Below are 13182 nucleotides of genomic sequence, written 5' to 3'. Positions count from 1 at the left end.
AAGAGGCAACGAAGATGTTGACGCGCAAGCAGCATGAATTGCTCAAGTTCATTCAGGTCCGGCTTGAAGAAAGCGGCATCTCGCCCAGCTTCGAAGAGATGAAGGAAGCGCTCGACCTCAAGTCGAAGTCGGGCGTGCACCGCCTCATTTCCGCGCTTGAGGAACGCGGCTTCATCCGCCGCCTGCCAAACCGCGCCCGCGCGCTGGAAATCCTGCGCCAGCCCGAAGACGTCACCAGCAAGCCTGCGACGAAGGCCGCCGCTCCTGCCGGCATAGACGCCCTTGCCGCACTCAAGCAGCCCGAACGCAAGCCTGAACCGGCGAACGACGTCATCGAAATTCCGCTGCACGGTCGCATCGCTGCCGGCGTTCCTATCGAGGCGCTCGAAGGCCAGTCGATGCTTCCGGTTCCGGCAGCCCTGCTCGGCTCGGGGGAACACTACGCGCTTGAGGTTTCGGGCGATTCGATGGTCGAGGCCGGCATTCTCGACGGCGACTTTGCCCTGATCCGTCGCACCAACACCGCACGCGACGGCGAAATCGTCGTCGCCCTGGTTCGCGGCGAAGAAGCGACGCTCAAGTATCTCCAGCGCGATGGCGGCATGGTTCGCCTCGTGCCCGCCAATGCCGCATACGAACCGCAGATCTACGGCCCTGACGAGATCGAGGTTCAGGGCAAGCTCGCAGGGCTGCTGCGCCGCTATCACTGAGCTTGCCCCGGGGAGGCGTGCCGCTCAGGCGTACTCTCCGGAAGGCGTACTCTCCGGACAGGGCCGAAATCACGGCCCGCGCGGGTTCCACCAGCCATGGCGGCCCTGCCCTGCCGCCACTGTTTCGACGGATTTGCCGCGCAGCCTGATGGCAAGCCCGCCGGTCCTGTCCAGCATGGTCCGGTCGGCCTTGAGCCAGCGCGGCTTGCAGCTCCATGGCAGCCAGCGATCGGCAACGACGATATCGGCCTTGTCGCAGGCCGCTGCCAGCGACCGCTCGGGCACCTGGTCGCGGCCTCTGGCGATCAGCAAGTCCCACGATCGACCGGCTCGATCGATCCGTACCGAACAGAAGTCGCGATTGCATCTCGAACCCGGCCACGATGCGAGGGGCGTCAATTCGCCTTCGATCCCTGCGAATTCGCGAAGATTGTCGCGCACATAATCGCTGCCGGTGTCGCGCAAGGTGACGAGCCCATCGCCGCTATCGTCGAGCAGTCCGACATGACGGCCATCGCCGGTCACGAGAATGTCCGGCGGCTCGAGCAGGATGAGCCAGACGATGCCGAAACAGGCGGGCACCAGTCCCAGCAGCCGCACGCGCCCGCTCCAAAGGCCGAGCCACAATCCGCCGGTTACGAACAGAAGGAAACCGCCCGTCCCCATGGCAGGCAGAACCGAAACGGCGCCCGGCAGCGCACTGATCTTGTGCGCGAGGCCAAGCAGTAGGTCGATGAACTGCCCCGCCAGCCACCAGAACGGCCCGCCCAGTCCCACAATGTCGCACAGCAGCGCGAGGGCAATGCAGGGCATGACCGCGAAAGTCGTAAGCGGGATCGCAAGCACGTTCGCAAGCGCCCCGTAGGCACCGGCGCGATGAAAATGGTAGAAGCCGATCGGCATCAGGACGACTTCGATCACGAAGCCCGTCACGAAGAGCATGACTACCTGGCGCATCAGCCGCGAGAGCCACGACTCCTCTCGCGGTGCCAGGAACTGACGCGCTGGCCCGGAGGTCGCCAGCGCCACGATGGCGAGTACGGCGGCAAAGCTCATCTGGAAGCTGGGGCCGGTCAGCGATTCGGGCCAGACCAGCAGGACAATGAAGCCGGCAACCGCCAACATCCGCAGCGAAAGCGCTTCGCGCCCCAGCGCCAGCGCGATCAGGACCAGCATCGCCCCGATGCAGGAACGGACCGTGGGCACCTGCGATCCGGTCAGCACAGTATAGGCGATCCCGGCCAGCGCTCCGCACAGGGCTGCCACGACCGGAAGCCGCAAACGCAGCGCCAGTGCCGGGCAAAGCGCAAGAAGTCGCAAGGCCAGAAAATAGGCGGCGCCGATCACCGCGCTGACATGCAGTCCACTGATTGCCAACAGATGCGCGAGGCCAGCGTCGCGCATCGCCTGTGCATCCTCCTCGAGGATGCCGCCCCGGTCTCCGCTGGCCAGCGCCGCGGCAATCCCGCCCTCAGAACCGGCCATGCGGGAACGCACATGCCGGGAAAGCGCTGTGCGCATGGCATCGATCCCGTCGTCGCCCGTCCCAGGCTCAACGATCGTGACCCTGCCCGTCACGCTCCCGCTTGCGGAAAGTCCGGAGAACCAGGCGGTCCGGGCGAAATTGTAACCGCCCGGAAACATCGGGGCGGCGGGCGGCATCAGCCGCGCCTCGAAGCGAATCACTGCCCCAGGCGATACGGGCGCGGCATCGGGGTCGGCCGGAACATTGACGCGAACCTTGATAGGCACCCCCGAATCCGGTTCTCGGGCGGCCACGATCCATCGCACGCGCTCCAAGGCCGGCTGCTCGTCCACGCCCAGGACCTTGCCGAGGAACACGCCCGATATCGGCCTTTCGATCGCTTCTTGTCCTGCGAGCACAGATTTGGCCCACACGGTGAGGCAACCGGCAGAAAACATGAGGAAAACGGCGCATATCGCCAATCTCAGCTGCGCAAAACGCTCACGATCCGGCCAGACCCATCCTGCGAGCGCCGCTATTGCGATGGCCCCACCGGCAAATGCGCTCCAGTAGAGTGGTCCGGGGAGCCCGAACCATGTGCCGATTCCGGCCGCGAAGGCGACGACCAGCCATGGCCCGCGATCGAAGCCGGCTTGCGAAAGAAATCGTTCCAGGGCCGCCAAAACCCTCGACAAGTCGCTCTTGCTGTTCCATGGCCGATGCTGCAATGCAGCGCCCCCGACAAGGCCGTGGCGGGCATTTTCATCATCACCGGCTGTGGCTTGGCTGGCCATGGCTAACATAGGACAGGAAGGGAATTACAATGGCAAGCGGCAGTGCATCGAGCGGATCGAGCGGCCAGTCAGCCGTCGTTACGCGCTTTGCCCCCTCGCCCACGGGTTACCTTCACATCGGCGGCGCCCGTACGGCGCTGTTCAACTGGCTTTTCGCCCGCCATCACGGCGGCAAGTACCTGCTTCGCATCGAAGACACCGACCGCGCCCGTTCGACCGAACCGGCCATCGACGCGATTTTCGACGGCCTGACCTGGCTCGGCCTCGAAGGCGACGAAGAACCTGTATTCCAGTTCGCCCGCTCGCAGCGCCACGCCGAAGTGGCCGCGCAATTGCTTGAATCCGGTCACGCCTATCGCTGCTACCTCTCGACCGAGGAACTCGCCGAGCGCCGCCAGAAGGCTCAGGAAGAACGCCGCCCCTTCCGCATCGACAGCGAATGGCGCGACGCCGATCCCGCGACCTGGCCGAACGATCGCCCTTACGTCGTGCGCATCAAGGCCCCGCGCGATGGCGAGACTGTAATCGACGATCTCGTGCAGGGACAGGTCACGGTCCAGAACGTCGAGATCGACGACTTCGTCATCCTGCGCTCCGACGGCACGCCGACCTACATGCTGGCTGTCGTAGTCGACGACAACGACATGGGCGTGACCCACGTCATCCGCGGCGACGATCACCTCAACAACGCCTTCCGCCAGCTTGTCATCATCCGCGCCATGGGCTGGACGGTGCCGACTTACGGCCATGTACCGCTGATCCACGGCCCGGACGGCGCCAAGCTATCCAAGCGCCACGGCGCGCTCGGCGTCGATGCCTATCGCGATGACCTGGGCGTGCTGCCCGAAGCGCTGTTCAATTACCTGCTGCGGCTCGGCTGGGGACATGGCGACGAGGAAATCATCGCCCGCGACCAGGCGGTCGAGTGGTTCGACATTGCCCATGTCGGCAAGTCGCCTGCCCGTTTCGACCTTGCCAAGTTGCAGAATCTCAACGGACACTACCTGCGCGAGGCGGATGACACCCGTCTTGCCGCACTCGTCGTCCCGCTCGTTAAGGCCAATGGCTTCGCAGACGCAGATCCCGTCCTGCTCGAGAAAGCCATGCCGGTCCTCAAGGTGCGAGCGAAGGACGTCAACGAACTTGCAGAAGGCGCCGCCTTCCTGTTTGCCGCCCGTCCTCTCGCGATGAGCGAGAAGGCGCAAGCTCTCCTGACCGACGAGGCGCGGGGGCGCCTGGCGATCATACATGAGCGTCTGTCGGGGGAATCCGACTGGACTTTGGAGGCATTGGAAGCCAACCTGAAAGCAATGGCCGGGGACCTCCAATTGGGCCTCGGCAAGCTCGCGCAACCCTTGCGGGCAGCCCTGACGGGTCAAACGACCTCGCCGGGAATTTTCGACGTATTGGTTCTGCTCGGCAGGAACGAAAGCCTCGCGCGCATTGCCGCACAGGCCGAAGTCCCGGCCGGGTCACAGGTATAAGGAGTAAGAACTGGTGGGTGATCAGGCTAAACTGTCCGCAGGTGGAGCGGACTACGACTACCCTGTCCTGAAAGGTAGCGTCGGCCCCGATGTCGTCGATATCCGTAAGCTCTACGGCCAGACCGGGATGTTCACGTTCGATCCGGGCTTCACTTCGACTGCAAGCTGCGAAAGCGCGCTGACCTACATCGACGGCGATGAAGGCGTCCTGCTCCACCGCGGCTATCCGATCGGTCAGCTGGCTGAAAATTCGTCGTTCATGGAAGTCAGCTATCTGCTGCTCAACGGCGAACTGCCGAACAAGGAAGAGCTCGAGAAGTTCGAGTTCACCATCAGCCGCCACACCATGCTGCACGAGCAGCTCGCCACGTTCTATCGCGGGTTCCGCCGCGACGCGCACCCGATGGCGATCATGTGCGGCGTCGTCGGCGCGCTTTCGGCGTTCTACCACGATTCGACCGACATCTCGGATCCCGAGCACCGCAAGATCAGCTCGCACCGCCTGATCGCCAAGATGCCGACGATTGCGGCCATGGCCTACAAGTACTCGATCGGTCAGCCGTTCCTCTACCCGGACAACAACCTGTCCTACACCGGCAACTTCCTGCGCATGACCTTCGGCGTGCCTGCGGAAGAGTATGAAGTGATCCCGGCCGTCGAGAAGGCCATGGACCGCATCTTCATCCTCCACGCCGACCACGAGCAGAACGCATCGACCTCGACCGTGCGCCTCGCCGGTTCGTCGGGCGCGAACCCGTTTGCCTGTATCGCGGCCGGCATCGCCTGCCTCTGGGGCCCGGCACACGGCGGCGCGAACGAAGCCGCGCTCAACATGCTCAAGGAAATCGGTACGCCGGACAAGATCCCGCACTACATCGAGCGTGCGAAGGACAAGAACGACCCGTTCCGCCTGATGGGCTTCGGCCACCGCGTCTACAAGAATTACGACCCGCGTGCGACGGTCATGCAGTCCACCGTTCGCGAGGTGTTCGAGGCGCTCAAGGTCGACGATCCGCTGTTCGAGACCGCCCTGCGCCTCGAGGAAATCGCTCTCAACGATCCGTACTTCGTCGAGAAGAAGCTCTTCCCGAACGTCGACTTCTACTCGGGCATCATCCTTTCGGCGATCGGCTTTCCGACCACGATGTTCACCGTGCTCTTCGCTCTTGCCCGCACCGTGGGCTGGGTCGCGCAGTGGAACGAAATGATCTCGGATCCCGGCCAGAAGATCGGCCGTCCGCGCCAGCTCTACACCGGCCCGACGCAGCGCGACTACGTGCCGCTGTCGCAGCGCTGATAACCGGCAATCCGGACGGGGCCGCCTGCAAGGGCTGCCTCCAGGAGAAACCCCTGCGAAAGCGGGGGTTTTTTCTTGGGCGCCGGAGAAAGTGGAACCTCGGAACTTGCCAACCCGCCATAATCCGGCCACCTCGATGAGCTAGGCCGTTCGGGAACATGGCGGGGGAATCTTCATGCTGTTTATCAGGATCGTAGCATTTGTCCTGGGGCTCCTGGCCATCGCCATGGGCCTGCTATGGGTCGGTCAGGGCACGGGCGTGGTCATGTGGCCGGCGGAAAGCTTCATGCTGGCAGACCGCACATGGGCCATTCGCGGCGCAATCCTTGCAGCCGTGGGCTGTATCGTCGTGTGGCTCGCTCGCCACGGCAACGGCAAGGCCTGAACGAGTTCAGGCCTCAGGGTCGGCCGGTACGTCGAGGATGAAGCGCGCGCCCTGTCCCGGCGCGCTCTCGACCGACAGTTCGCCGCCCATCGCCCTTGCCAGGCTGCGCGAAATATAGAGGCCAAGCCCCGATCCGCCGTCGCCGCTACGGCCGAGGCGCTCGAACTTCTCGAAGACTCGCGCCTGCTGCTCGTCCGACAGGCCCGGTCCCTGGTCGGCAACGATGACGCGAGCCATTGACCCGAGGGGCTCGAGTCTCAGCCAGATGCGAGACCTTTCCGGCGAATAGCGGATGGCATTGCCGATCAGGTTCAGCAGGATCTGCAGAACGCGGCGGAATTCGGCCACGGCGGGGAGGCTTTCGGCCACTTGCGGCGCATCGATGACGATGCCCTTTTCCCGCGCGCGGACGTTGAGAATTCCGGCAGCCTGCCGCGCGACTTCCGACAAGTCGATGCGATCGGGCGCCGTGGAGAAGTTCTCCGATTCCACGACTTCGAGGTCGGCCAGATCCTCCAGCAGGTCCAGCAGCAGCTTGCCCGCACTGGCGATCTCGCCGGCGTAGTCAGCGTAAGCATCGGGAATCGGACCGGCGAGCCGCGAGCGGATCGTCTCGGCATTGGCGATGATGCGCGAAATCGGCTGACGCAGGACCGGTGAGAGATCCTGCCCGACGAGACTGCGCCGCAAGGTGGGTTCGATCGGGTTGGCGGTCTCGACTTCACCGGCCTGCGGCTCGTCCGAGATCAGCAAGAGTTCGAAACCGGAGGGATCGAAGCCCGGCCGGATATGCGGAATCAGGGTAATCCGCCAGGGCCGGTCAGAACCCTCCACGCTCACGCGCGTCCCATCGAGCAGGCGCCAGTGCAGCGGCTGCTGGTGAGTCACGTTCTCGGGTGGGAGGAAATCGGTCCAGAGCCGACCGATCCCCTCTTCCATCCGCGTAGCCACATACACGAGGTCGGGGCTGTCCGTCACTGCAGTGAGGACCCGCTGCGAACCATCGAGCTGCGCCGTCAGTTCGGCCAGGTGCCGGTCGGTCATCATCCGCCGGCGTTCGGCGAAGCTGATCTCTTCCGACGGCAGCGGGGAGGATTGCCAGTTTCGCACGACGATGTCGCAGCCGGGCGTCTCGCCAGCTTCGCCTTCGCGCGGTTCAACCTCGACCCAGGCCGTAACCGTATCGCTGCCATCGTTGGCCGAAATCGCCCGCGCCAGGCGAAAGCGATAGCGGCGCGCCTTGCGCACGAGTTCGAGCAGCTCCGGCACCGCGATGGTTCCGGGAAGCTCTCCGCCGCAGCGCAATTGCAGCCCCGCCAGCGGCTCTTCGGCCGTCAACAGCCTGTCCTCGGGATCGCTGACCGCCCGGGCGAGAATGGTTCCGCCTGCCTGCATCACCCTGCGACGCGTCCCGACGAGAGGATCGCGGAAGCCTTATCCGCGCCGAGCCGGTCGAAGCCTTGCGGCAGGGTAATGTCGGGATGCAGGGCGAGAAACTGCTGCTCAACCCCTGTGGAGGACAGGCCCGCAGTGCGCAGCGCCAGCGCCAGACGTGCCAGTTGCGCCTCATGCGTGGACAGGACGACTGCATCCCGACCTTGACGGGAGCCGATCGCCAGGGCCGATAGGAACAGCGCCACACCCGAATTCGCGACCGAAAGCGATGCCTCGACTTCGCCGCGCATGCTCATCGCCAGCTGGGTCGCAAGGCCGAGACGGCCAGCCCCTTCGTCGTACTTGCGCCGCAACGCGGCTTCGGCGAAGGCCGCCCGCTCGATCATCTCGGGATCCTCACCGATGCTCGCACTCAAGGTGACGAGCGCCTCATGGAAAAGGTCGGCCGGAAGTTCGAACAGCGAGAGCCTCATGCGCCGCTGAGACTGGCACCAGCGGGCCTGCGCGGCGAGAAATTTCATGGCGAGATCCTGAATCGCACCCTCGTGCGACGAGACATGGCTTTGCAACAGGGGCGAAACCACGGGATCGAGCGCAAGGCGCGACTGCAGCCGCTCTGTCAGCTGCCATTCCAGCGCCAGGGCATGAAGGTGGGCCAGAAGCGCCTGGTTTTCGAGGAAGGCACGCGTAAGCAGGGAAACTTCGTCGGCCGGATGGGCGGCACGTTCCGGCTGCCCGGTGCGCTCGGCAAGGGCGTCGAGCAAGGTATTGGCAAGGTCTGCCAGCATCCCGCGCACGCGCGCGAGGATCTCGTCACTGAAGACAGAGCTGTCTTCGGCGGTAATAAGGTGCCGCAGGATCGGAAGAACACTTCCCGCCATCGCATCGCCGCGAGCAAGCTCGTCGCGAAGCACAGCTTCGACGTTGTCCCGGTCAGCCGAATGAACAGCTTGATCGATCATCGGCTCGTATTACGCCATCCTTGGTTAAAGCCGGGTTAGTCCTTGCGCCGCAGGGGCAGGATCAACCCTGCGAGGACGAGGCCGATCGAGATCAACTCGACCACGACCAGAACATGCCCGAAGAGCGCGGAAAGAGCCAGTATAACGCCGAGCAGTGCCCGATCTCGGAACCACGATGCGGTAGAACCGGTGAGATTATTGGGTATCAGCGCCACCAGCAGAACCAGCATGATCGGCGGAAACGCCCACGAAATCAACGATTCCCCGGCAACGCGCGGAATCGCCACAAGGCTGAGCAGCCCTATCTCGATATCGACCAGCCAGCCCAGCGCATCGGCGCGCGGGATGATCGGCGTCATCTGCCCCCGCGCCCGGCGCTCTGCCTGTCGCAAAAGACGGCTGCTTTCGACCAGCAGCGCAGCGATCGCCGCGAAAATCAAGGCGATCCAGACCAGTCCGAACCAGCCCAGTACTGCCGAGAGGCCCACGGCTCCCAAGGCGCCGAGGCTGAGCATGTTCGATGCATTGCCGGCCTGCAGCAGCGATGTGCCGAAAGTCAGGACACCAAGGCGAGCCACCGAACCGCCCGGAGAAAGTTGCCTTCCGTCGCTGACCTGCTCGGCAAGCCATTCGGCCTCCACCGCGACGGCCTCGCCCTCGTTGCGGACCAGACGCCAGTTGGCGCCGATGCGCACCCCTGAAGGCACCTCGCGCATGGCAATACCCGACTGAAGCGCAATGCGGGTCAGGGCCGAAATGATGTCGCAATCCGGCGGCAGCTCCTGCAGCCGCTCCATCAATTCGCCCGGAACCCGCATGATCCCTGCCGCCGCACGGTTGAGGTCGATCCGTTCGAACCCGGCCGCCAAGGCATTCTCGACCGGCATGACGAGCACCACCGGCCCGCGACTCTCGAACAGGTGGGTGACGCTGCCCGGATCGACGAAAAGTCCCTCGGTAACGACGAGCACTTCATCGCTGGCCGTGATGAGCCCGCTCAGCTGGCGCGCATTCGTCGCAATGTAGAACTGCAGCCCGGCATCTTCCGCCGCATGCTGGAGCGCCAGAAGTTCGGGCGAAGTGCCGCGCGCCATGCAGATGACACGCTGACAGTCGAGCGCGAGGGCCAGGCCAAGCTGGTGGTGTGCCACGCTCACGCCCGCCACCCGCAGAAATCCGCGCGGAAACGCCTGTCCCGCTCCCGCGGGTTCAGTCATGGCCAGCAAAGCGATGCGCAGTTTTCAATCTCCAGCGAAGCGCGCCCATTTAGGCACAGGCTTGGTCGGTGCCAAGCATCGCCGGGCGATCAATCGGCGGAAAACTCCGCGAGAAAAGCCTTCAGGCGCCTTATCACCGTGGGTTCGCCCGGTGCAGCGTTCAGGGCCTCCTCCGACAGATCGAGCAAGGCGCCCGAATGGAAGCTGGCTGCAAGTCCCTTGAGAAGCATTGCCGCAAGGTTCCAGTTGCCGTCGCAGCGCGCGCGTTCGAGCAGGTCGACCTGGCGAGCCACGCTTTCGAGGAAACTGGCGAGCAATTCTTCGAAAAGCACGGCATCCCCGCCTGCCGCAGCAGCCAGTGTCGCTTCGAGGGCGCCTGATTCGTAAGCCATTTCCCCAGGATAATGGGTAATGTATTAAACCGGGGTTTATCCCCGCCCGGCTCGTGGTATTCTATCGCAATGGCTGGAGAAAACAGGATCATTGCCTTCGGCGCCGGCGGCAACGAGGCTAACGCGGACAAGGCCGAGGCCACCGCGTCCGATGTCACGCCCGCAGATGCGGGTGCCGAGCAGCCCCGCCAGGCGCAAGAGCACTGGGACGAAGCCTGGGTCGGCGATCATGACGAACCGGAAGAAGCGCCCTCCAATGTATGGATCGCCCCGCTCCTGGCCGGTCTGGCAACGGCAGGCTGGACAGCCCTGTTCCTTTTCGCCCGCCTTCCCCAGTTCCAACCCGGCGTCACCCTCGAGGCCATTCCCACGCTGGTTGCCGAATGGGCGGTTCCGGTCCTGCTGATCGGGCTATGCTGGCTGCTCGCGCTTCGCCACAGCGCGCGAGAGGGCAGGCGCTTCGGCGACGTCGCGCAGTCCTTGTCGCGCGAATCCGCGCGGCTCGAAGAGCGCCTCACCACCGTCAATCGCGAACTCAGCCTCGCCCGCGAATTCCTCGCCTCGCAGTCGCGCGACCTGGAAAGCCTCGGCCGCATTGCCGCCGAACGCATTTCGGAAAACGCCGGGCGTCTCGAGGAACTGATCCGGGACAACGGGACGCGCGTCGATTCCATCAGCTCAGTCAGCCATGCGGCGCTGGAAAACATGGAAAAGCTGCGCAGCCAGCTTCCCGTCATCGCCAGCTCGGCCAAGGACGTCACCAACAACATCGGCAATGCAGGCCGCGCCGCGCATGTCCAGCTTGAGGACATGATAACCGGCTTCAACCGGTTGAACGAATTCGGCACCGCAAGCGAGCGTCAGGTCGAAGCCTTGCGCAGCGCCGTGGAGGCAACGCTCGGCGAGTTCGCCGCGCAAAGCGAAAAGCTCGAGGACCTGACCGAGAAGCGCTTCGCCGCGCTGACCGAGAAGAGCGAGGAGTTCCGCACCGAACTCGACAAGCACGAGATCGAAGCCCTTGCCGCCGTGCGCACGCGGGCCGCCGCTCTCAGCGAGGAAATCGCCAACACGCGCAGCCAGCTCGACAACCACGAAGCCGAAAGCCTCACGTCGCTGCGTGCCCGCCTCAAGGCCCTGCGCGATGAAAGCGATGTCGTCTCACGCGCCCTGCGCAATGCCGAAACGAAGGCCGTTGAACGGCTGCAATCGTCCCTGGCCGAATTGCAGAGCGAACAGGCGGGCGTCAGCGATGCCATCGCGCAATCGCAGCGCAAGGCACTGGAAGGCCTCTCCGAGCGGCTTGCCGGTATCGAGAACGAGGCCATGCAGCTCGACCAAAAGTTCGCGGAGCGCTCCGCCCGTCTTGCCGGTGAAGCGGCCGAACGTCTCGAACGCCAGCAACAACAGGAACACGCCGCGATTGCCCGCCTGCGCGAGACACTGGGCGAGCTGGACAGCGGCATCGCCGAACGCCTAGAGAACCATCGCATCCAGAGCGAGAACCTGCGCGAGACCGCCGCAGCGATCACCGGCCAGCTCTCCGGGTTCGAAGCGCGCCTGCGGGCCATTTCGGAAGACAGCGCACAAGGCGAGGAAGTCCTGAGCGCAAGCCTGACCGCATTGACCGAAAGGCTGACCTCGGCCCGCGCAACCCTGGCGGCAACGGACAACGACGTCGAGAAGCTCACTGACGACAGCATCCGGCTGCTGGAGCTCATCCAGGCGAGCGCCAAGCAGGCGCACAACGCCCTGCCCGAAGCCCTCTCGATTACGGAAGACCGTCTCGACCGCGTCAATCAGGGCGTGGCCGCCCTCCTCGAAAGCCTCAGGCAGGCCGGAGACGGCAGCGAAGGCCTTGCCAGCGAGATCGACGCCGCCGGCAAGGCGCTGCACGAACTCATGGCCTCGCTATCCACGGCCCATGCCGGCATCAATCGGCAGGGCAGCGACCACGCCGCGCTGCTGCGCGAGCTGCGTAGCGCTCTAGACGAAATCGAACAGGCAACCGCCAAGGCTTCGGACAAGGCCGGGACCGAACTGCGCGCCTCCATCGAGGCCCTCAATGCAACGATTGCCGAGAGCATCGAAGCGATAGAGACGAAGAGCGCGGCGAAAGTCGCGAGCGTCGCCGACCAGCTCGGCAAGGAAGGCGCCATGGCCATCGACAAGGCCATGCGTTCGCGCGTCGCCGAAGTCTCCGGTCAGCTCGATCAGGCCGTCGCCCATGCCTCGGGAGCGACCCGGGAGGCCGCTATCCAGCTGCGCGACCAGCTTGGCAAGATCGACGAACTGGTCGGCAACCTCGAAAACCGCGTTGCCCATGCCCGCAGCCGGGCCGAAGAGCAGGTCGACAACGACTTCTCGCGGCGCGTCGCCCTCATCACGGAATCGCTCAACTCGAATTCCATCGACATCGCCAGTGCCCTGTCATCCGATGTTTCGGACACAGCCTGGGCGGCCTACCTGCGGGGCGATCGCGGCATTTTCACCCGCCGTGCGGTGCGGCTCCTCGAGGCCGGGGAAGCCAAGGCGATCCAGCAGATCTTCGAGCGCGACGATGCCTTCCGCGAACACGTCAGCCGCTACATCCACGATTTCGAAGCGATCCTGCGCCAGATCCTCTCGACGCGTGACGGAAATGCGCTGGGCGTGACCCTGCTCTCGTCGGACATGGGCAAGCTCTACGTGGCCCTGGCACAGGCCATCGAACGCCTGCGCAACTGAACCGCCCGGAAGACCGGCAGGGCGATCTCCCACAAGGGAGCCGCCCTGCTGCGTTACCTTCAGTAACCGAGATCCTTGACCGGCGGATCACCGAAGAAGTTGAGGTCCTCGACCTCTATCCAGCCATAGATATAGTTGAGGTAGAACAGCCCCATCAGCACCGCGGCCAGGACCGTCGCGCGCAGGGCGATGCGGCCGGGACGAAAGTTGATCGGTGCACTGTCCGCATGACCGGTCTCGACCTTGTGACCTTCAACCTCATCAGGCGTGCGCAGGCCGATCGGCATGACCAGAAAGGCGCTGAGAACCCACAGCAGGCTGTAGATCGCGGCTATCGATGTCCATTGCATGGGCCCG

General features: G+C 64.5%; 11 protein-coding genes. 5 read left to right on the top strand and 6 right to left on the bottom strand.

Annotated features, from left to right (window positions below; genetic code table 11):
- The first annotated feature begins 14 nt into the window (after positions 1-14).
- Complete coding sequence (gene lexA, locus JI59_RS02965; RefSeq protein ID WP_007015125.1) at positions 15-710, top strand: transcriptional repressor LexA; 696 nt, start codon at positions 15-17, stop codon at positions 708-710.
- Positions 711-779: 69 nt separating this feature from the next.
- Here lexA and JI59_RS02960 read toward each other — a convergent pair whose 3' ends face one another.
- Positions 780-2969, bottom strand: coding sequence for a ComEC/Rec2 family competence protein (locus JI59_RS02960; protein ID WP_007015124.1), 2190 nt, complete (start codon positions 2967-2969; stop codon positions 780-782).
- Between the two features lie 29 nt (positions 2970-2998).
- Between JI59_RS02960 and gltX the strand changes: the two genes are divergently transcribed.
- The 3 genes from gltX (at position 2999) to JI59_RS02945 (ending at position 6135) form a co-directional block, all read left to right on the top strand.
- Positions 2999-4453 (top strand): glutamate--tRNA ligase, encoded by a 1455-nt coding sequence (gene gltX, locus JI59_RS02955; RefSeq protein WP_007015123.1) that lies wholly within the window; start codon positions 2999-3001, stop codon positions 4451-4453.
- 13 nt (positions 4454-4466) lie between these two features.
- Complete coding sequence (locus JI59_RS02950) at positions 4467-5750, top strand: citrate synthase (RefSeq protein WP_007015122.1); 1284 nt, start codon at positions 4467-4469, stop codon at positions 5748-5750.
- A gap of 175 nt (positions 5751-5925) precedes the next feature.
- The gene (locus JI59_RS02945; RefSeq protein ID WP_007015121.1) at positions 5926-6135 is read left to right on the top strand and encodes a hypothetical protein; all 210 of its coding nucleotides are present in this window, start codon (positions 5926-5928) and stop codon (positions 6133-6135) included.
- A gap of 6 nt (positions 6136-6141) precedes the next feature.
- Here JI59_RS02945 and JI59_RS02940 read toward each other — a convergent pair whose 3' ends face one another.
- The 4 genes from JI59_RS02940 to JI59_RS02925 all read right to left on the bottom strand — a co-directional run bounded on the left by JI59_RS02940 (position 6142) and on the right by JI59_RS02925 (position 10101).
- Complete coding sequence (locus JI59_RS02940) at positions 6142-7530, bottom strand: sensor histidine kinase (RefSeq protein ID WP_038575434.1); 1389 nt, start codon at positions 7528-7530, stop codon at positions 6142-6144.
- Positions 7530-8492, bottom strand: coding sequence for a hypothetical protein (locus JI59_RS02935; protein WP_007015119.1), 963 nt, complete (start codon positions 8490-8492; stop codon positions 7530-7532). The genes JI59_RS02940 and JI59_RS02935 overlap by 1 nt, the downstream gene beginning before the upstream one ends.
- 35 nt (positions 8493-8527) lie before the next feature.
- Entirely contained in the window at positions 8528-9709 is a 1182-nt protein-coding gene (locus JI59_RS02930) for a hypothetical protein (protein WP_038575432.1), read from the bottom strand.
- Between the two features lie 89 nt (positions 9710-9798).
- Complete coding sequence (locus JI59_RS02925) at positions 9799-10101, bottom strand: hypothetical protein (protein WP_007015117.1); 303 nt, start codon at positions 10099-10101, stop codon at positions 9799-9801.
- Between the two features lie 69 nt (positions 10102-10170).
- On the opposite strand from JI59_RS02925, the gene JI59_RS02920 reads away from it, so the two are divergent.
- Positions 10171-12825: a coiled-coil domain-containing protein gene (locus tag JI59_RS02920; RefSeq protein WP_007015116.1), complete on the top strand. Its 2655-nt coding sequence runs from the start codon at positions 10171-10173 to the stop codon at positions 12823-12825.
- 59 nt (positions 12826-12884) lie between these two features.
- On the opposite strand, the gene JI59_RS02915 is transcribed toward JI59_RS02920, so the two are convergent.
- Positions 12885-13175, bottom strand: coding sequence for a DUF1467 family protein (locus JI59_RS02915; protein WP_007015115.1), 291 nt, complete (start codon positions 13173-13175; stop codon positions 12885-12887).
- Positions 13176-13182: the final 7 nt, after the last annotated feature.

The sequence above is a fragment of the Novosphingobium pentaromativorans US6-1 genome (genome assembly GCF_000767465.1).
Classification (GTDB): domain Bacteria; phylum Pseudomonadota; class Alphaproteobacteria; order Sphingomonadales; family Sphingomonadaceae; genus Novosphingobium; species Novosphingobium pentaromativorans.
The sequence above is the reverse complement of the archived record's forward strand: the minus strand, read 5'-3'. Positions and strand labels throughout refer to the sequence as shown.